The sequence below is a fragment of the Rhodococcoides corynebacterioides NBRC 14404 genome (assembly GCF_001894765.1).
Classification (GTDB): domain Bacteria; phylum Actinomycetota; class Actinomycetes; order Mycobacteriales; family Mycobacteriaceae; genus Rhodococcoides; species Rhodococcoides corynebacterioides.
In genome coordinates, this window is the sequence record NZ_BCWV01000002.1 from 743,360 (window position 1) to 762,010 (window position 18,651).

The 18,651-nt window shown below is 69.7% G+C and carries 17 protein-coding genes; 11 read left to right on the forward strand and 6 right to left on the reverse strand.

The annotated features are described in order from the left end of the window. Window positions 1-62: 62 nt before the first annotated feature. The 5 genes from RC2_RS04940 to RC2_RS04960 all read right to left on the reverse strand — a co-directional run bounded on the left by RC2_RS04940 (window position 63) and on the right by RC2_RS04960 (window position 10,190). Window positions 63-3,842 carry a multifunctional oxoglutarate decarboxylase/oxoglutarate dehydrogenase thiamine pyrophosphate-binding subunit/dihydrolipoyllysine-residue succinyltransferase subunit gene (locus RC2_RS04940; protein WP_072681106.1) on the reverse strand — a complete coding sequence of 1,260 codons (3,780 nt, stop codon included), beginning with the start codon at window positions 3,840-3,842 and terminating at the stop codon, window positions 63-65. Window positions 3,843-3,949: 107 nt separating this feature from the next. Continuing rightward, on the reverse strand, window positions 3,950-7,750 hold the full coding sequence (locus RC2_RS04945) for an ABC transporter ATP-binding protein (protein ID WP_072681108.1): 3,801 nt from the start codon (window positions 7,748-7,750) through the stop codon (window positions 3,950-3,952). An 18-nt stretch (window positions 7,751-7,768) separates the two neighbouring features. After that, window positions 7,769-8,548 carry an ABC transporter permease gene (locus RC2_RS04950; RefSeq protein ID WP_139277266.1) on the reverse strand — a complete coding sequence of 260 codons (780 nt, stop codon included), beginning with the start codon at window positions 8,546-8,548 and terminating at the stop codon, window positions 7,769-7,771. Next, complete coding sequence (locus RC2_RS04955) at window positions 8,545-9,498, reverse strand: ABC transporter ATP-binding protein (RefSeq protein ID WP_072681109.1); 954 nt, start codon at window positions 9,496-9,498, stop codon at window positions 8,545-8,547. Before RC2_RS04955 ends, RC2_RS04950 begins: the two co-directional genes overlap by 4 nt. Further along, window positions 9,495-10,190 carry a hypothetical protein gene (locus RC2_RS04960; protein ID WP_072681165.1) on the reverse strand — a complete coding sequence of 232 codons (696 nt, stop codon included), beginning with the start codon at window positions 10,188-10,190 and terminating at the stop codon, window positions 9,495-9,497. Before RC2_RS04960 ends, RC2_RS04955 begins: the two co-directional genes overlap by 4 nt. A gap of 74 nt (window positions 10,191-10,264) precedes the next feature. On the opposite strand from RC2_RS04960, the gene RC2_RS04965 reads away from it, so the two are divergent. The 11 genes from RC2_RS04965 (at window position 10,265) to RC2_RS05015 (ending at window position 17,053) form a co-directional block, all read left to right on the forward strand. Next, on the forward strand, window positions 10,265-11,140 hold the full coding sequence (locus RC2_RS04965; protein WP_068152997.1) for a helix-turn-helix domain-containing protein: 876 nt from the start codon (window positions 10,265-10,267) through the stop codon (window positions 11,138-11,140). After that, the gene (locus RC2_RS04970; protein WP_139277267.1) at window positions 11,137-11,619 is read left to right on the forward strand and encodes a VOC family protein; all 483 of its coding nucleotides are present in this window, start codon (window positions 11,137-11,139) and stop codon (window positions 11,617-11,619) included. Before RC2_RS04965 ends, RC2_RS04970 begins: the two co-directional genes overlap by 4 nt. Before the next feature lie 169 nt (window positions 11,620-11,788). Then, window positions 11,789-12,010: a translation initiation factor IF-1 gene (infA, locus tag RC2_RS04975; protein ID WP_005140011.1), complete on the forward strand. Its 222-nt coding sequence runs from the start codon at window positions 11,789-11,791 to the stop codon at window positions 12,008-12,010. A gap of 103 nt (window positions 12,011-12,113) precedes the next feature. Beyond that, window positions 12,114-12,227 carry a 50S ribosomal protein L36 gene (gene rpmJ / locus RC2_RS04980; protein ID WP_013127970.1) on the forward strand — a complete coding sequence of 38 codons (114 nt, stop codon included), beginning with the start codon at window positions 12,114-12,116 and terminating at the stop codon, window positions 12,225-12,227. 169 nt (window positions 12,228-12,396) lie between these two features. Next, on the forward strand, window positions 12,397-12,771 hold the full coding sequence (gene rpsM, locus RC2_RS04985; RefSeq protein WP_068102254.1) for a 30S ribosomal protein S13: 375 nt from the start codon (window positions 12,397-12,399) through the stop codon (window positions 12,769-12,771). Next, on the forward strand, window positions 12,771-13,184 hold the full coding sequence (rpsK, locus tag RC2_RS04990; RefSeq protein WP_068102252.1) for a 30S ribosomal protein S11: 414 nt from the start codon (window positions 12,771-12,773) through the stop codon (window positions 13,182-13,184). Before rpsM ends, rpsK begins: the two co-directional genes overlap by 1 nt. A gap of 20 nt (window positions 13,185-13,204) precedes the next feature. Continuing rightward, a complete protein-coding gene (rpsD, locus tag RC2_RS04995; RefSeq protein WP_068102250.1) occupies window positions 13,205-13,810 on the forward strand; it encodes a 30S ribosomal protein S4 in 606 nt (201 codons plus the stop codon). Between the two features lie 117 nt (window positions 13,811-13,927). Beyond that, a complete protein-coding gene (locus RC2_RS05000) occupies window positions 13,928-14,989 on the forward strand; it encodes a DNA-directed RNA polymerase subunit alpha (protein ID WP_068102248.1) in 1,062 nt (353 codons plus the stop codon). Window positions 14,990-15,028: 39 nt separating this feature from the next. Then, window positions 15,029-15,622, forward strand: a complete 594-nt coding sequence (gene rplQ, locus RC2_RS05005; RefSeq protein WP_068102247.1) for a 50S ribosomal protein L17 — start codon at window positions 15,029-15,031, stop codon at window positions 15,620-15,622. A gap of 60 nt (window positions 15,623-15,682) precedes the next feature. After that, window positions 15,683-16,522 carry a tRNA pseudouridine(38-40) synthase TruA gene (gene truA / locus RC2_RS05010; protein ID WP_082895758.1) on the forward strand — a complete coding sequence of 280 codons (840 nt, stop codon included), beginning with the start codon at window positions 15,683-15,685 and terminating at the stop codon, window positions 16,520-16,522. Window positions 16,523-16,531: 9 nt separating this feature from the next. After that, complete coding sequence (locus RC2_RS05015; protein ID WP_068153003.1) at window positions 16,532-17,053, forward strand: NADPH-dependent FMN reductase; 522 nt, start codon at window positions 16,532-16,534, stop codon at window positions 17,051-17,053. Between the two features lie 89 nt (window positions 17,054-17,142). Here RC2_RS05015 and RC2_RS05020 read toward each other — a convergent pair whose 3' ends face one another. Next, on the reverse strand, window positions 17,143-18,639 hold the full coding sequence (locus RC2_RS05020) for a type VII secretion protein EccE (protein ID WP_139277268.1): 1,497 nt from the start codon (window positions 18,637-18,639) through the stop codon (window positions 17,143-17,145). Window positions 18,640-18,651 lie beyond the last annotated feature (12 nt).

Consider the following 18,651-nt stretch of genomic DNA (forward strand, 5'->3'; position numbering starts at 1 on the left):
ACCACCACGAGAAAGGGCCGCACCCCCGACGGGGGTGCGGCCCTTTCTCGACTGCGGGGAGATCAGCCGTTGAAGGCGGTCTCGATGATCTCCTGCTGCTCCACGGCGTGGACCTTGCTCGAGCCCGACGACGGCGCCGACATCGGACGACGCGAGACCCGCTTGATGCCCGACAGACGCTCGGGCAGCAGTTCCGGGAACGCGAGACCGAAGGTCGGCCACGCGCCCTGGTTGGCCGGCTCCTCCTGGACCCACCGGTAGTCGGTGGCGTTCGGGTAGCCGTCCAGAGCCTCGGCGATGCGACGGTTCGGGATCGGGTAGAGCTGCTCGACGCGCACGATGGCGACGTCGTCCCGCTTGTTCTTCTGCTTGTACGCCAGCAGCTCGTAGTAGAGCTTGCCGCTGACCATGAGCACACGGTCGACCTTCGAGCGATCGCCGTCGCCCGACTCGTAGGTGGGCTCGTCGAACACCGAGTGGAACTTGCCGTCGGTGAAGTCCTCGATGTTGCTCACCGCGGCCTTGTTGCGCAGCATCGACTTCGGCGTGAACACCACCAGCGGACGCTGGATGCCGTCACGTGCGTGACGACGCAGCAGGTGGAAGTAGTTCGCCGGCGTCGACGGCACCGCGACGGTCATCGACCCCTCCGCACACAGCTGGAGGAAGCGCTCGATGCGACCGGACGTGTGGTCCGGACCCTGACCCTCGTGGCCGTGCGGCAGCAGCAGCACGACGTCCGAGAGCTGACCCCACTTGGCCTCACCGGACGAGATGAACTCGTCGATGATGGACTGCGCGCCGTTGACGAAGTCACCGAACTGCGCCTCCCACAGCACCAGCGCGTCGGGGTTGCCCACCGAGTAGCCGTACTCGAAGCCCACCGCCGCGTACTCGCTCAGGGCGGAGTCGTAGACCAGGAACTTGCCGGGGTTGTCGCTGCCGATGTTGTGCAGCGGGGTGTACTCCTCGCCCGTCTTGCGGTCGATGATCACCGAGTGCCGCTGGGTGAAGGTGCCGCGGCGGGTGTCCTGGCCGGACATCCGGACGAGCTTGCCCTCGTCGATCAACGTGCCCAGGGCGAGCAGCTCGCCGAACGCCCAGTCGACCTTGCCCTCGTAGGCCATCTCGCGACGCTTGTCCAGCACCGGCTGCACACGCGGGTGCACGGTGAAGCCGTCGGGCACGTTCACGAAGGCGTCGCCGATGCGGTGCAAGATCGACTTGTCGACGGCCGTCGTGAGCTTGTGCGGGATCTGCTGATCCATCTCGACCGACTCGCTGGGCTCCGGGGCGTACTTCTCGAGCTCGCGCACCTCGTTGAAGACACGCTCGAGCTGGCCCTGGTAGTCGCGGAGAGCGTCCTCCGCCTCCTTGAGCGAGATGTCGCCGCGGCCGATGAGCGCCTCGGTGTAGCTCTTGCGGACGCTGCGCTTGGTGTCGATCACGTCGTACATCGCCGGCTGGGTCATCGAGGGGTCGTCGCCCTCGTTGTGGCCGCGGCGGCGGTAGCAGATCATGTCGATCACGACGTCCTTGTGGAACTTCTGACGGAAGTCCACCGCGAGACGCGCGACCCAGGCGCAGGCCTCGGGATCGTCACCGTTGACGTGGAAGATCGGTGCGCCGATCATCTTGGCCACGTCGGTGCAGTACTCGCTCGAGCGCGAGAACTCCGGTGCCGTCGTGAAGCCGACCTGGTTGTTGACCACGATGTGCACGGTGCCGCCGGTGCGGTACCCGCGCAGCAGCGCGAGGTTCAGCGTCTCGGCCACCACGCCCTGACCCGCGAACGCGGCATCGCCGTGGAGCATCAGCGGCAGCACCGAGAAGCCGTCGCGGCCGTCGCCCTTGTCCAGCAGGTCCTGCTTGGCGCGGACCAGGCCCTCGAGCACCGGGTCGACCGCCTCGAGGTGCGAGGGGTTGGCGGTGAGCGAGACCTTGATGTCGTTCTCGCCGAACATCTGGATGTAGTTGCCCTCGGCACCCAGGTGGTACTTCACGTCGCCGGAGCCGTGCGCGGCCGCCGGGTTCATGTTGCCCTCGAACTCGGTGAAGATCTTCGAGTACGGCTTGCCCACGATGTTCGCGAGCACGTTCAGCCGGCCACGGTGGGGCATACCGATGACGACCTCGTCGAGCGTGTGCTCGGCGGACTGGTCGATCACGGAATCCATCATCGGGATGACCGACTCGGCGCCCTCGAGCGAGAAACGCTTCTGGCCGACGTACTTGGTCTGCAGGAACGTCTCGAAGGCCTCTGCCGCGTTGAGCTTGCTCAGGATGTACTTCTGCTGCGCGACGGTCGGCTTGACGTGCTTGGCCTCCACCCGCTCCTGCAGCCAGGCCACCTGGTCGGTCTCGAGGATGTGGGTGTACTCCACGCCGACGTGGCGGCAGTACGAGTCGCGCAGGACACTCAGCACGTCCCGCAGCTTCATCCGGTCCTCGCCGTGGAAGCCGCCGACCGCGAACTCGCGATCGAGGTCCCACAGCGTCAGGCCGTGGCTGATGACGTCGAGGTCCGGATGCATCCGGAACTTGTCCTTGGTGAACATGAGCGGATCGGTGTCCGCCATGAGGTGACCGCGGTTGCGGTACGCCGCGATCAGTTCCAGGACGCGGGTGTTCTTGTCGACGGTGCCCGTGGGCAGGTCACGACGCCAGCGAATCGGCTCGTAGGGAATGGCGAGACCGTGGAAGATCTCGTCGTAGAACTCGTCGCTGATCAGCAGGTTGTGGATCGTGCGCAGGAAGTCGCCCGACTCCGCACCCTGGATGATGCGATGGTCGTACGTCGAGGTCAGCGTCATCAGCTTGCCGACGCCCAACTCCGCCAGACGCTCGTCGCTGGACCCCTGGAACTCCGCGGGGTACTCCATCGCACCGGCACCGATGATCGCGCCCTGACCGTTCATCAGGCGCGGCACGGAGTGCACCGTGCCGATGGTGCCCGGGTTGGTCAGCGAGATGGTGACGCCGGAGAAGTCGGCAGCCGTGAGCTTGCCGTCGCGCGCGCGGCGCACGATGTCCTCGTACGCGGTGTGGAACTGGGTGAAGGACATGCCCTCGCAGCCCTTGATCGCCGCGACCACCAGCGAACGGGATCCGTCCTTGCCGGGGAGGTCGATCGCGAGACCGAGGTTGGTGTGTGCCGGCGTCACCGCGTTCGGCTTGCCGTCCACCTCGGCGAAGTGCCGGTTCATGTTGGGGAACGCCTTCACGGCCTGCACGATCGCGTACCCCAGCAGGTGGGTGAACGAGATCTTGCCGCCGCGCGTGCGCGCGAGGTGGTTGTTGATGACGAGGCGGTTGTCGATCATCAGCTTCGCCGGGATCGCGCGCACGGACGTCGCCGTGGGGATCTGCAGCGACGCCGACATGTTCTTCGCGACGGCAGCCGCCGCGCCGCGCAGAACCTTCGAGGTGTCCTCGGCGGGCGCATCGTCGGCAGGCTTGTCCGCGGGCTTCCCGGGCTTGTCGGCCTTCGGGGCCGCGGGCTTGGCCGACGTGGTCGGCTCGGCCTTCGGCTTCTCGGCCGGCTTCTGGGCCGGCGGCTTGTCCGCCTTCTCGGCCTTCTCGGCCTTCGGGGCAGGCTTCTCGGCGGGCTTCTCGGCCTTCGGAGCGGGAGCTGCAGTGCTGCCGTTACCGGAAGATGCTGCACCGCTGGTGGACTCGCGTCCGGTCGCGGGATCGCCGCCACCGTTCTGTTCGGGGGTGTAGTCGGCGAGGAACTCGTGCCAGCTCTCGTCGACCGAGGAGGGGTCGGTCTTGAAACGTTGGTACATTTCGTCGACCAGCCACTGGTTCTGTCCGAACTGTGTAGTAGAACTGCTGCTCACGGCAGGTGTTCGCCTCGTTTCCTTCTTGTTCTCGCTCAGCGCACGGCCACTCCAGGTTAGACCTTCCGGTCGGTGCTCGCGCCGCCGCGTCGACCGTGTGACGGGCTTCACCGCTGTGTGGTCGAGTCATCGTCGCCGATGTCGATGTGGTCTGCATCACTTATCGCTGTTCCGCGTCCTTCGGTGATGTCCCACAGGCGGGCGTAGAAACCTCCGGAGCGGATCAACATCGCGTGCGGACCGTTCTCGACGATGCGCCCGTCGTGCACCACCACCACGGTGTCGGCCCGGGCGGCCGTCGCCAGTCGGTGGGCCACCACCACGGCCGTGCGCCGCCGGGTGATCGTGCGGCTCGCATCCAGCACCGCGCGCTCGGTGGCGGGATCGAGGGTGGCGGTGGCCTCGTCGAGCAGCAGGATGTCCGGGTCCACCAGTTCGGCGCGCGCCAGAGCGACGAGTTGTCGGGCGCCGGCGGACAGTCCCCGTCCGCGCTCACCGACCGGAGTGTTCATGCCCGACGGCAGCGCCGCGATCATCGGCAGCGCCCCCACCGACCGTGCGGCCGCCTCGACGTCCGCGCGGCTCGCATCGGGCCGCCCGAACGCGATGTTCGACGCCACCGTGCCGCCGAACAGGTGCGCCTCCTGCGGCACCACCCCGAGACGCTGCCGATAGGCGGTCAGAGGCCGCGACCGCAGGTCCGCCCCGTCGACGAGGACCGCACCCGAGGTCGGGTCGTAGAACCGGGCGATGAGCTTGACCACCGTCGACTTCCCGGCGCCGGTGCGTCCGACCAGGGCCACCGTCGACCCCGCCGGGATCGACAACCGCACGTCGCTCAGCGCGTCGCGGTCGGCCCCCTCGTAGCGGAACCCCACGTCGCGTAGCTCGACGTCGCCGACGAGTCGTGTCGGCGGAGTCGGTCGGCCGTCCTCGTCCGGGCCGGACCCGTCGGGACCCGATTCGAGGGAACTCGACGTCGCGAGCAGGGACGCGATGCGCCGGAGTCCCACGGTGGCCTGCTGATAGCTGTCGAACACCTGCGACAGCTGCTGGATGGGTCCGAAGAGCAGTCCGAGGTACAGGACGAAGGCGACCAGTGTCCCCGGCGTCGCGCTGCCCTCGGCGACCCGGTGAGCTCCCACCAGCACGACTGCGGCGAGAGCGATGTCCGACAGGGCGGTGATGAACGGGAAGTAGATCGAGATGGCGCGTTGGGACCGCATGCGGCTCGAGCGGTACGACCACGACCGCGCCCGGAACGCCGCGCGGGCCTCGTCCTCGTACCGTGCCGCCTGCGCCACGCGCAGGCCCGACACGTTCTCCTGGAAGTCGGCGTTCACCGAGGAGATCCGCTCGCGCGACGTGGCGTAGGCGCGCGAGGAGATGCGGCGGAAGATCACCGTCGCGACGGTCAGCACCGGCACCACCGACAACGTGACCGCCGCGAGCACCCCGTCCGTCAGGACGAGCGCGATCGACACCCCGACCACGGTCAACACGGCGACGATCGCCGTGGAGAGTCCGGTCTGCAGGAACGACGACAGCGCGTCGACGTCCGTGGTCATCCGCGTCATGATGCGACCGGACAGCTCGCGTTCGTAGTAGTCGAGGCCGAGCCGCTGCAGGTGGGCGTAACTGCGGATGCGCAGCGAGAACAGCACCGTCTCGCCGGCTCGCGCGGTGGTCACGGTGAGTGCGCGGACCACCAGCCAGTCGACCGCGACCAACACCAGCGCCGCCGCGGACACCCCGACGAGGACCGCGGTGTTCCGTTCCGCGGCACCGTGGTCGACGGCGAAGCGCACGATCGACGGGAACGCGACGGTGACGAACGAATCGAAGGCCAGGAACGTCGCGACGAGGGCGAGCAGGCCGGCCACCGGCGCCAGCGTGCGGCGCAGGGTGAAGGTCGACTCGTCGGTGCGGGCGGCCGTCTCGTCGACCTCGGGACGATCCTGCGCTGCGGGCAGGGTCGCGACCGCCGCGGCGATCTCGTCGCCGGCCATCGCGCCCCCGAGCGCGGAGCCCGGGCCGTGCGCACCGGGGCCGGCACCGCCTGCCGGCGCGGCCGCGGCCGTCGGACGGTCGGGTGCCGCGGCGTCCGGCCACAGATTCACCTCGGGGGCCGCGCCGGGAGTACCGGCACGATCGGCGGGGACGTCTCCGGACATCAGCGTCCGGAACAGCGCACACCGTCCGTCGAGTTCCGCCTCCGTGCCGGAATCGATCACCCGGCCGCCGTCGATCACGACGATGCGATCGGCCAACGTGAGCGTCGACCGCCGGTGGGCCAGCACCAGCATCGTCGGTGCGGATCCATCGGACTCGGCACCCCGGAGTCGCGCGTAGACCGTCGCCTCGGTGTGGGCGTCGACGGCCGACGTCGCGTCGTCGAGCACCAGGACGCGGGGACGGGCCAGCAGGACGCGAGCGAGCGCGAGGCGCTGCCGCTGACCGCCGGACAGGGTCAGCCCGCGCTCGCCGACGCGCGCGTCGAGACCGTCGGGGACCTTCTCGAGCACGTCCTCGGCCGCCGCCCGACGGATCGCGTCGAGGACGTCGTCGTCGCTCGCGTCCGGCCGTGCGAGGGCCACGTTCTCGCGGATCGTCCGCGAGAACAGGAACGGCTCGTCGAAGGCGACGCCGACCGCTCCGCGCAGAGCCGCTGCATCGACGTGCGCGACGTCCACCGTCCCCGCCGGAGACGTCAGCTCGATCGACCCGGCCGTCGGTCGGTAGAAGCGGGGGATCAGCATCGACAGCGTCGACTTCCCGCTTCCCGACGGGCCCACCACGGCCACCGTCTCCCCGGGGGCGACCTCGAGGTCCACCCCGGCGAGCACCGGGGGACCGCCCGGGTAACCGAAGTGGACGTCCCGCAGGCGGAGTCCGAGGGGACCGTCCGGAACAGGCGCCGGCGGGGTGTCGCGGGCCCCGTCGTCGCTGGGACGGGTGTCGATGACGTCGTACACCCGCTCCACCGCGGCGCGCGTGAGTTGGGCCATCACCACGACCGACGTGACGGTGCGGGTCACCGCGGCGAGAGTGATCACGTAGCTGGCGAACGCGAGGAACGTGCCGACCGTGATGGCCCCGGACAGGGTGAACCATCCGCCGAGGGCGATCACCCCCACCAGGCCGAGTTGGGGGAGCGCGGCCATGCCCGGGGCGAACCGGGCGTTGACGCGGGCGGCTCGCAGGCGTTCGGCGAACAGCCGTCGGCCGATGCCGACCAGGAGGTCGACCGCCCGATTCTCCTGGCCGAAGCCCTTCACCACCCGCACCCCGGTGACCGTCTCCTCGACGTGACCGGCCAGTTCCGCGGCGCGCTGCTGGGCGGACCAGGTGGCCGCGTAGAGCTGCGGCCGACGGCGCACCACGAGGATCGACATGGCCGGCACCACCGCCAGCGCGACCAGGGTCAGGGCGGGGGACAGGGTCAGCATGATCCCCAGCGCCAGGACGAACTGCAGCACCGCACCGGCGGACAGCGGCACCATCGCGAGCAGACCCTGCACCAGCTGCAGGTCGCTGATCGAGCGCGACACCACCTGACCGACCGCGATCTGGTCCTGGCGGGGGCCGTCGAGCCGCAGGAGCGTTCCCATCAGCCGTTGGCGCAGGTCGTGCTGGACGTCGACGGACAGTGCACCTGCCAGCAGCCGCCGTCCGAACTGACACGCGAACCGCACCACGCCGAGACCCACGATCGCAGCGGCGACCGTCCCGAGCGTCTCCGTCCGAGACGCCGCGGCGTCGTCCACCGCGATGCGGGTGAGCAGCGGGAAACAGACGTCGATCCCCGCGGCCACGAAGGTCACGAGCAGGGCGCCCACCGCCGTGCGGCGATGGGTGAGGCACTGCGCCGTGAGCCGGCGGATCCACCCGCCGGAGTCAGTCGTGATGGCCGAACCCGCTCACTGTCATTCGACGTCCCGTGTCGCCGCGCGCCACCATCCGACCCCGGCCATCCCGCACGCCCACAGCAGCAGGCACACGATCGCGGCACCGAAGGGAAGCAGCAGGTCGGTCGGCCCGCGCCCGAGCGTGATCATGCCGACGGTCGCCAGCCCCGGCAGGAGGCGCACCGCGGCGTCCGCGCCGAGTCCGCTCGCGACGACGGCGACCACCGACTCGCCGAGCGGGAGCCACGCGACCAGAGCCACCGCACTCCACGTGGGAGATCCGGTGAGCAGGCCGAGCCCGCATCCGACGGCGCTCCAGAGCACACCCGCCACCACGGCGGCGGGCAGCAGGCCCGCGACGAGGGATCCCGACACGGCGACGGCATCGCCGCCGACGACGGTGAGCGAGAAGAGCGCCGCGACGATCGACAGCAGGGCGTACGCCGCTCCGACCCCGGCGCAGACCGTGAGCTGCGCGGACACGACGCGCCCACGGCGAGGAACGGCGACCAGCGACGTGGCCCACGCGCCGTGACGCAGGTCGCCCGCGACGTGCACCGCCCCGAAGACGGCAGCGAACAACACGACGGCACCCACCGTCACCGCGGCCGCCAGGGTGACGGCCACGACGTCGGCATCCGTGGCTCCGGCCAGGACGTCCGACGAGGCGATCGCGCCGTAGATCGCGCCCGACAGCAGGCCGATCACGATCGGCGGCAGACCCAACGCCCACCACGTGCGCAGCGAGAACGCCTTCCGGAATTCCGATCGCAGCAGCTCGGCTGCACCCACGCTCATCGCCGCGCTCCCGCAGGGGGAGCCGCGATCGGGACCGGCGGGGGAGCGCCCGTCATCGACAGGAAGATCTGTTCCAGGTCCGCCGTCGCCGTGACGATGCCGAACACGGACACTCCGGCGGTTCGCGCGACGGAGGCGACGCCGTCGGCGGTCGTCCCGGTGACGACGAGCCGACCGTCGGTCCCCAGGATCGCGTCGGTGTGCCCCGCGGCGGCCAGCGCCAGGGCCAGCGCTGCGGGGTCGGCGCAGGCGACGAGCGTGCGTGGCGGGTAGAGCGCGGCCAGCTCGGCCAGGCTGCCGTGGAAGGCGACGTGCCCCGCCGACATGATCACGAGGTGGTCGACCGTCTGCTCGAGTTCGCGCACGAGATGACTGGACACGAGGACCGACCGACCCGACCGGGCATGAGCGGTCAGGACGTCGCGAAGCCACACGATGCCCTGTGGGTCGAGTCCGTTGGCCGGTTCGTCGAGCACGAGAACTGCCGGGTCACCCAGCAGGGCGGTCGCCAGGGCCAACCGCTGCCGCATCCCGAGGGAGTAGGTGCCGGTCCGCCGGTGAGCGACGTCGCGGAGGCCGACCGACGCGAGCACCTCCTCGACCCGGGTGTCGGACGCTCCCACGACCGGGGCGAGGCACCGGAGGTGCGCGCGGGCCGTGCGCCGGGGATGCGCGCCACGTCCGTCGAGGACCGCGCCGACGACGCGACCGGGAATCTCGTGCTCGGCGAGCGGGCGGCCGGCCACCTCGGCCTCGCCGGCGTCGGGATGGACCAGACCGAGCAGCATGCGCAGAGTGGTCGACTTGCCCGAGCCGTTGGGGCCGAGCAGGCCCGTGATCGACCCGGTGGGCACGACGAACGACACGTCGCGGACGGCGTCGACCCCCGCGAAGGCCTTGCTCAACCCGCGCGCGACCAGGGCGGGCGGGGACGAGTACGGACCGCTCACCGTGGCTCGGCGACCACGGGCGGACTGTCCGCCGGCCAGTCCGGCGGAGGCGGTCCGAACGCGTCACGCGCGTTGCCGACGACGGTCTTGCCGAGGGCGCGATTACCGGCGCCGCCCACCGCGGCACCGATGCCCGCGGGCAGGAGCGTCCCGAGCATCACCGCACCGCGTCGCGCCGCGAACTTGCGCACGAACGAGCTGATCAGTCGCTTGTTCAAGCCGGACAGGTTCGCCCCGCCGGGGATGCCGGCGGACAGCATCTTCCCGACGTTGCCGGTGCGCCCCAGGCTGCGCTGCACGATCTCCTTGCCGGAGTCCCCGAGCGCGACGGCCAGCACGAGGGCCTTGCGACGCTCGTGGTCCGTCACCGAGATCCCATGGACGGACGCGACGGAGAGAGTGAGCAGGGCGGCGGCCTCGAGGAAGAACGCGGTCTCCCCGCCGATCGCGGCGACCGACGCCACGGTGCCCACACCGGGGATCGCGGCGGTGGCACCGGCGGCTCCGCCGCTCGACGTCACGGCGTTCAGGAACATCTTCTCGAGACGCGTGACGATCTGCTCGGGCGACTCCTCGGGGTGAGCCCGGCGGAGTCGCCACACGTACTTCTCGACGGCCGGCGCCTGCAGCCGACTCGCGTTGTCCAGGACGGACGACACCGCCCGCTCGACCCGGCCCGGTTGCTCAGCCATCGACCACGCCCATCGTTCACGCTCCGTCTCGATCCGCACTTCCGTCGCCGTCGACACCGTTCTACCGTGAGGCGGTGACAACCGCGGCCGGTGGTGCGCACGTCGGACTCTCCGACGGTGCCGCGCGGCGCCCGGCGCCGACGCTCCGGCCCTACGTTCGCTCCTATCAGGGCTACCGCCTCAGCGGTTTCGACGCCGGTGAGCACGTGGGGTTGCCGTCCGATTCGATCACGGTGATCCTGCCGTTCGACCGTCCGCTGCGCGTCGTGCGCACGGCTGTGCCCGAGCAGGCGCCGGGGACCTTCGACGCCATGGCGTCCGGGTTGGGAACCGCACCCGTCGTCATGGCGCACGACGGCGCCGAACACGGCATTCAGATCTCGTTCACCCCGGCCGGCGCCCGCGCCGTTCTCGGCGTACCGCCTGCGGCGCTCGGCCAGTGGATGGTGCCGCTCGTCGACCTCCTCGGTCCCGACGCGGCCGAGATCACCTCCGAGTGCGAGTCGGCCTCGACCTGGGCGGATCGGTTCGCCCTGCTCGACCGCGTCCTCACGCGACGCCTCTCGCGGGCTCCGGGCGGCGCCGACCGTCGGCTCGCCGCCGCCTGGACGATGGCGACGGGCCCCGACGGTGCCACCGTCGCCTCGGTCGCGACCGCGGTGGGGTGGTCCACGCGGCACCTCGAGCAGCGCTTCCACTCGGAGTTCGGAGTGACCCCCCGCGATGCGGGCAGGCTCGCCCGGTTCGCCCGCTCCCACGCCCTCGTCCGGCAGGCCGATCCGCCGCGGTTGGCGGACGTGGCCGCCCGGTGCGGCTTCTACGACCAGGCCCATCTGGCTCGGGAGTGGCGTGCCCTCGCCGGGTCCGCGCCGTCGGTGTGGCGCCGTGACGAGAAGTTCGCATTCGTCCAAGACGAAGGCCTCGCGTTCGAGTCAGGATCGCTGTCATGACCGACACGACAGCGAACGACACGACAGCGACCGACACGACGGCGAACGACACGACGGCGAACGACACGACGGATCCCGGCTTCTCGACGTGGCCGGCCCTGCGCTATCGGGACGCGCGCGGCGCCATCGCCTACTTGACCGACGTTCTCGGATTCGAGGCCGTCGCGGTGTACGGCGAGGGCGACCGCGTCGAGCACGCCGAACTCCGGTGGACCGGGTCCGGGGGAGCCCCCGGCGGGGTGATGCTCGGTTCGGTGCGCGAGGACAGCACCATCGCGGGCCTGCCGGCCGGGGTCGGCGCCGTCTATCTCGCGGTGGACGACGACACGATCGAGACGATCTTCGACCGCGCACGGCAGTCGGCCGGGCGGATCGTCGAGGCCCTGCGTGAGGAGGACCACGGCGGGCGCGGCTTCACCGTGATCGATCCGGAGGGTGTGCACTGGTCGCTCGGGACCTACGTGGGGCACGTGGGCTGATCGGACTCGTCGATCGGCGCAGGGCGGCAGCGGGTGGCGCGGGTCGGTCGCATTTGGTAGGCCCGCGACCGACCCGGTAGTATCGAACGTCGGTGCGCTCACGCGTGCCTGCACGAGTCGGAGACGACGAAGTCAATTCTAGGTGTGACACGCCAGGATCGCGGAGGACATGGCAAAGAAGGACGGCGCAATCGAGGTCGAGGGTCGAGTGGTCGAGCCCCTGCCCAATGCGATGTTTCGCATCGAGCTGGAAAACGGTCACAAGGTGCTCGCTCACATCAGCGGCAAGATGCGGCAGCACTACATCCGCATCCTCCCCGAGGATCGCGTCGTGGTCGAGCTCTCCCCGTACGACCTGACGCGTGGACGAATCGTCTACCGCTACAAGTAACAGCAGTCCCCGGTTCCTCGCGGGCCGGGGATCAACCATGTCCGAAGCTCGTCACCGGTTCGCCGGTCACGGGGGCCGGGCACGACCAGGAGATCGAACAGACGTGAAGGTCAACCCGAGCGTCAAGCCGATCTGCGAGAAGTGCAAAGTGATCCGCCGCAACGGCCGGGTCATGGTCATCTGCGACAACCTGCGCCACAAGCAGCGTCAGGGCTGATCGACCCCCTCTCGAAGATCTACTTGGCACCACCGCCAGAAGAAGACCTCCCAGCACCAGCCACCCACACGCGGGTGGTGCACCCTCGGCCGCGGAGGCCGAGGCCCCGAGCACACACGTATGGGGACGGACCGGGAGCAGACCTCCGCACGAATGAAGGAACCGCCACATGGCACGTCTAGCCGGTGTGGATCTTCCGCGCGAGAAGCGCATGGAGATCGCACTCACCTACATCTACGGCATCGGCCGTACCCGGTCGCACGAGATCCTCGCGGCCACCGGCGTCAGCCCGGACCTGCGCAGCAAGGACCTCACCGACGAGGACCTGACCAAGCTCCGCGAGTACATCGAGGAGTCGCTCAAGGTCGAGGGTGACCTGCGCCGCGAGGTGCAGGCCGACATCCGACGCAAGATCGAGATCGGCTGCTACCAGGGCCTTCGCCACCGTCGTGGTCTGCCCGTCCGTGGACAGCGCACGAAGACCAATGCGCGCACCCGCAAGGGACCGAAGCGCACCATTGCCGGCAAGAAGAAGGCGAAGTAATGCCCCCGAAGTCACGCACCTCCGGTCCGAAGAAGACCCAGAAGACGCGCCGCAGGGACAAGAAGAACGTCCCGCACGGCAGCGCACACATCAAGAGCACGTTCAACAACACGATCGTGTCGATCACCGATCCGAGCGGCAACGTCATCTCGTGGGCGTCGTCGGGTCACGTGGGCTTCAAGGGCTCGCGCAAGTCGACTCCGTTCGCTGCTCAGCTCGCGGCCGAGAACGCTGCGCGCAAGGCGCAGGAGCACGGCGTGAAGAAGGTCGACGTGTTCGTGAAGGGTCCCGGCTCCGGCCGCGAGACCGCGATCCGTTCGCTCCAGGCGGCAGGCCTCGAGGTCGGCACCATCTCCGATGTCACCCCCCAGCCGCACAACGGCTGCCGTCCGCCCAAGCGCCGTCGCGTCTAGCGGGAAGGAAGTAACAGAACATGGCTCGTTATACCGGACCCATCACCCGCAAGTCGCGTCGTCTGCGCGTCGACCTCGTCGGAGGCGACCAGGCCTTCGAGCGTCGCCCCTACCCGCCCGGCCAGCACGGCCGCGCGCGCATCAAGGAGAGCGAGTACCTGCTCCAGCTGCAGGAGAAGCAGAAGGCACGCTTCACCTACGGCGTCATGGAGAAGCAGTTCTCCCTGTACTACAAGGAAGCCAACCGCCTCAAGGGCAAGACGGGTGAGAACCTGCTGCGCATCCTCGAGACGCGTCTGGACAACGTCGTCTACCGTGCGGGTCTCGCCCGGACGCGTCGTCAGGCACGCCAGCTGGTCACGCACGGCCACTTCTTGGTCAACAACAAGAAGGTCGACATCCCCAGCTACCGCGTCTCGCAGTACGACATCATCGACGTCCGCGAGAAGTCGCTGAGCACCCTCCCGTTCCAGATCGCCCGTGAGACCTACGGCGAGCGTCCGGTTCCGGGGTGGCTGCAGGTCGTGCCGAACCGCCTCCGCATCCTGGTCCACCAGGAGCCCGAGCGCGCGCAGATCGACATCCCGCTGCAGGAGCAGCTCATCGTCGAGTACTACTCGAAGTAAGACGTGCCCGTCCTGTGAGCCTTGCGCGCATCCCCGTGATGCGCGCAAGGCTCGCAGGCGGTTCGTCGCCCCCACCACGAGCGTCAAATAGCGGACGCTCATCCCAGGAGGACATCAATGCTCATTTCTCAGCGACCCACGCTGACCGAAGAGGTCATCGCTGACAACCGCTCGAAGTTCGTCATCGAGCCCCTCGAGCCTGGCTTCGGGTACACCCTCGGCAACTCGCTCCGCCGCACCCTGCTCTCGTCGATCCCCGGCGCTGCTGTCACCAGCATCCGCATCGACGGCGTCCTGCACGAGTTCACCACCGTCCCCGGAGTGAAGGAAGACGTCACCGACATCATCCTGAACCTCAAGGGACTCGTCGTGAGCTCCGACGAGGACGAGCCCGTCACCATGTACGTCCGCAAGCAGGGCCCGGGCACCGTCACCGCCGGCGACATCGTGCCGCCGGCCGGCGTCACCGTGAACAACCCGGACCTGCACATCGCGACCCTGAACGACAAGGGCAAGCTCGAGATCGAGCTCGTCGTCGAGCGGGGCCGTGGCTACGTGCCGGCCGTGCAGAACAAGGCCTCGGGCGCCGAGATCGGCCGTATCCCGGTCGACTCGATCTACTCGCCCGTGCTCAAGGTGACCTACAAGGTGGAGGCCACTCGCGTCGAGCAGCGCACCGACTTCGATCGGCTCGTGCTGGACGTCGAGACCAAGAACTCCATCACCGCTCGGGACGCGCTCGCTTCGGCGGGCAAGACCCTGGTCGAGCTGTTCGGGCTGGCCCGTGAGCTCAACGTCGAAGCAGAAGGCATCGAGATCGGACCCTCGCCCGCCGAGGCCGATCACATCGCCTCCTTCGGTCTGCCGATCGAGGACCTGGACCTCACCGTCCGGTCCTACAACTGCCTCAAGCGCGAGGGTGTGCACACCGTCGGCGAGTTGGTCGGTCGCACCGAGTCGGACTTGCTGGACATCCGCAACTTCGGACAGAAGTCCATCGACGAGGTCAAGGTCAAGCTGCACTCGCTCGGCCTCTCGCTCAAGGACAGCCCGGCGACCTTCGACCCCAGCACCGTTGCCGGGTACGACGCCGCCACCGGAACCTGGAGCGACACCGACGGCAGCGTGAGCGACGCCGACGGAGCCGAGCAGGACTACGCCGAGACCGAACAGCTCTGACGCGTACGCGTTCCGAGCACCTGATCAGGAGAATTTGACATGCCCAAGCCCACCAAGGGTCGCCGTCTCGGCGGTTCGGCATCGCACCAGAAGGCGATCCTGGCCAACCTGGCCACGGCGCTCTTCGAGCACGGCCGGATCACCACCACCGAGTCGAAGGCCAAGCGCCTGCGTCCGTACGCGGAGAAGATCATCACCCACGCCAAGGCCGGCACGCTGGCTCACCGTCGTGAGGTCATGAAGGACATCCGCAACAAGGACGTCGTCCACACGTTGTTCGCCGAGATCGGTCCGCACTTCGCGGAGCGCAACGGCGGCTACACCCGCATCATCAAGACCGTCCCCCGCAAGGGTGACAACGCCCCGCAGGCCATCATCGAGCTCGTCCGCGAGCAGACGGTGTCCTCCGAGGCCGATCGCGCTCGTCGCGTGCAGGCATCGCAGGCCGCTCCGGCTGCTGCCGCTACCAACGACGAGACGGCTGCCGACGAGGCCGCCGCCGAGCAGAACGTCGTGGAGGCCGTCGAGGCCGACGCCACGGACGCTCAGGTCGAGAACGCCGACGCGGTCATCGAGGGTGTCGAGGCGGAGGACGCCCACGCGTCCAACGCCGACGAGGCCGACAAGAAGTAAGTGTCCGTTTCGGACTCTGCGCACGAGCCCGCCACCGATTCCGGTGGCGGGCTCGTCCGTTTGCGTCTCGACATCGCGTACGACGGAGCGGGTTTCGCGGGGTGGGCAACCCAGCGCGATCAGCGCACGGTGTGCGGGGTGCTCGAGGACAAGCTGAGCACCATCGTCGGTCGGCCCGTCCGCTTGGTCGTCGCGGGGCGCACCGACGCCGGGGTGCATGCCGAAGGGCAGGTGGCGCATCTCGATCTGCCGCGGGAGGCGTTGTCGCGCATCGACTCCCATCGCCCCGGTGTGACGCCCGATCTCGGGGTGCTGGTGCGCCGCCTCTCCCGGTTCCTGCCGCCGGACGTGCGCGTGACGGACGTGACGGAGGTGTCGACGGACTTCGACGCGCGATTCTCCGCGTTGCGACGTCACTACGAGTATCGGCTGTCGACGGCGCGGTTCGGTGTCGCGCCGATGCGGCGGGGCTTCGTGGTCGGGTGGCCGCGGTCGGTGGACGTGGCGGCGATGAACGACGCGTCGGCGCGGCTGCTGGGTCTGCGCGACTTCGCGGCGTTCTGCCGGCGGCGCGACGGGGCGACGACGATCCGCGATCTGCAGCGTTTCGAGTGGGTGCAGGACGGCGACGAGTTGACGGCGTTCGTCAGCGCGGACGCCTTCTGTTGGTCGATGGTGCGCTCTCTCGTGGGCGCGGTGTTGGCGGTCGGAGAGGGTCGACGCGCGGTGGCGTGGCCGGCGTCGTTGCTCGAGGAGTCGGCCCGGTCCAGTGCGATCACGGTGGCTCCGGCGCACGGGTTGTCCCTGGTCCGCGTGGACTATCCCGCCGCGTCGGAGTTGGCGGAGCGGAACGCGACGACGCGGGCGGTGCGGCCGTCGGCGCCCGGGTGCTGCGGCTAGGGTCCTGTCATGGTTCCGGTTCTGGGCGTGATCGTCGGCAGTGTCCGCGCGGGGCGTATCGGTCCGACGGTGGCGCAGTGGTTCGTGCGGCACGCGGAGGCCGACGGCACTTTCGACGTCCGCGTGCTCGATCTCGCGGATGTGGTTCTGCCGCTGGACTTGTCGGGTGGTGACGGGCCCGACGCGGTCGCCGCCTGGGCGGGGGAATGCGACGCGTTCGTGCTGGTGACTCCCGAGTACAACCACGGCTATCCGGCGTCGCTGAAGCTCGCCTTGGATTCGGTGAAGCACGAGTGGCGTGGCAAGCCGGTGGGATTCGTGTCCTACGGCGGCATGGCCGGGGGCGTGCGTGCGGTGGAGCAGCTCCGGCAGGTGGTGGCCGAGCTGCACATGGTGTCGGTACGTGATGCCGTGTCCTTCGGGCGAGTCAAGCGCGCGTTCGAGGTGGACGGGACCACGCGGGACGAGGTGGCTCCCGATGCGGCCGACCGGATGGTGGGACAGCTCGCCGCCTGGGTCAGGCGAGTCTGATACCGCCTGGGTCAGGCGAGTCTGATACCGCCTGGGTCAGGCGAATTTGATACTGCCTGGGTCAGGCGAGTCCGATATCGGAGTCTCCGTCACCACGCCGACCGGCCGATCGATTCGGCTTCCGCGGCCGTGGACACCAGGCGCACTGTCGTCGTGCGGGTACCGACGCGGCACCGAATACGGTCGGACGCCCCCTCCTGGACGAGGGCGATGTCCGCGGTGTCGTCGTCGCCGGTGGTGGTGAGGACGCAGGGACGGTCGTCGGGTCGGCCGGCGCCGGCGTGATCGCGGACCAGTAGATCCGCCCCCGTGTCCGTCGGATCGTGTGGCGCCCCGACCGACAGTCGAGAGGCGTCACCGGCGGCGGCGATCACGGACCTCCAGACCGCGGGACGGTCGGTGAGCACGAGGACGCGCGCACCCGTGGCCACGGCCCGCCACACGAGTTGGAACAGCACGACGGTGTCGACCGCGACGGCGATGCGGCGCACTCCTGGTCCCCACAGGCGGACTGCCACGCCACGCCCGTCGTCCTGCACCCCGATCAGTTGTCCACAGCCGGCCACCGGAACGGTCACGGTGTCGAGCGCGTTCGGGTGCAGTGGGCGTAGCTGGGCGGGGCGTCCTCCCCGAACCCGGTATGCGGGCCCGCCGGTCCGGGCCGGCACGCGAACTCGGCGCGCGCCGAGCAGGTTCCGGACAGAGTCGTCGGTGCCGACGAGGAGGCAGCCGTGCGGTGACGACCCTGCCGAGGTGAGCCACCACGATGCGGCGTCGGCTCGCGCGACGGCAGTGGACGTGGTGGGTGTCGCGCTGCGGTGCAGCGGGCCGGTCCACCATCGCGACGGCGCGGATGCGGCATCGGGGTGATCGAGGTCGTCGACGTCGAGCCGTCGGACGGTGATGTGGTGCTCCGCCGCCACCTGTTCGAGTCGACCCAGGTGGAGGTCCAGAACGGCGGCGAGGCCGACGGATCCGCCTCCGCGACGGGCAATGGCCGGTGCCGCATGCGCCACGTCGAGGACCAGGGTCAAGCGCGTCGTCCGCACGGCGACCGCCCCGGCAGCACTCGTCATCGGTACGTAGGTGGCGCCGGGACGGGTGGTGGTGTCGGGACGGCGGGCAACGGTGTCGACCACGAGGTCGACGGGAGCCTCGTCTCCGTCGGTGGTGCGAGCGAGCAGAGCGGACAGGGGAACCTCGACGTCCGGTTCGACGGCGTCGCCGTGCAGGACGGTCCATCCCTCCGCGCGGGTCGGTGCCAGAGCCACCGTCGCGGCTGCCGTCGCGCCGTCCCACACGACGGCCATCGACCGCCCGCCGACGTCCAGGGAGAGCGTGGTGGTGGTCCGCGCGCGAGACCACGGCGGCAGGATCGTGACCAGGGCGAGCAGGACCGCGGCGGTGACCGCTGCACCGAGTGCGAACGACGCCCAGACCGGAGCGCCGAGTGCGGCGGACCCGAGGCCGACGAGGGTGCCCACCGCAGTCGCCGTCGTCGCCCTCGCGTGATCGGCCGGCCGAGCATCGGCCGCCCCGGCGGCGTCGTCGGCGGCCGGTGAGCCGATGTACTGTGCCCTCAACACGGACGGCCTCGG

Excerpts from the sequence above, each read along its gene's own strand:
- RC2_RS04950 (WP_139277266.1), bottom strand. The coding sequence starts at position 8,548 with ATGAGCGTGGGTGCAGCCGAGCTGCTGCGATCGGAATTCCGGAAGGCG.
- RC2_RS04960 (WP_072681165.1), bottom strand. The coding sequence starts at position 10,190 with ATGGCTGAGCAACCGGGCCGGGTCGAGCGGGCGGTGTCGTCCGTCCTG.
- RC2_RS04970 (WP_139277267.1), top strand. The coding sequence starts at position 11,137 with ATGACCGACACGACAGCGAACGACACGACAGCGACCGACACGACGGCG.
- infA (WP_005140011.1), top strand. The coding sequence starts at position 11,789 with ATGGCAAAGAAGGACGGCGCAATCGAGGTCGAGGGTCGAGTGGTCGAG.
- rpsM (WP_068102254.1), top strand. The coding sequence starts at position 12,397 with ATGGCACGTCTAGCCGGTGTGGATCTTCCGCGCGAGAAGCGCATGGAG.
- rpsK (WP_068102252.1), top strand. The coding sequence starts at position 12,771 with ATGCCCCCGAAGTCACGCACCTCCGGTCCGAAGAAGACCCAGAAGACG.
- rpsD (WP_068102250.1), top strand. The coding sequence starts at position 13,205 with ATGGCTCGTTATACCGGACCCATCACCCGCAAGTCGCGTCGTCTGCGC.
- RC2_RS05000 (WP_068102248.1), top strand. The coding sequence starts at position 13,928 with ATGCTCATTTCTCAGCGACCCACGCTGACCGAAGAGGTCATCGCTGAC.
- rplQ (WP_068102247.1), top strand. The coding sequence starts at position 15,029 with ATGCCCAAGCCCACCAAGGGTCGCCGTCTCGGCGGTTCGGCATCGCAC.
- RC2_RS05015 (WP_068153003.1), top strand. The coding sequence starts at position 16,532 with ATGGTTCCGGTTCTGGGCGTGATCGTCGGCAGTGTCCGCGCGGGGCGT.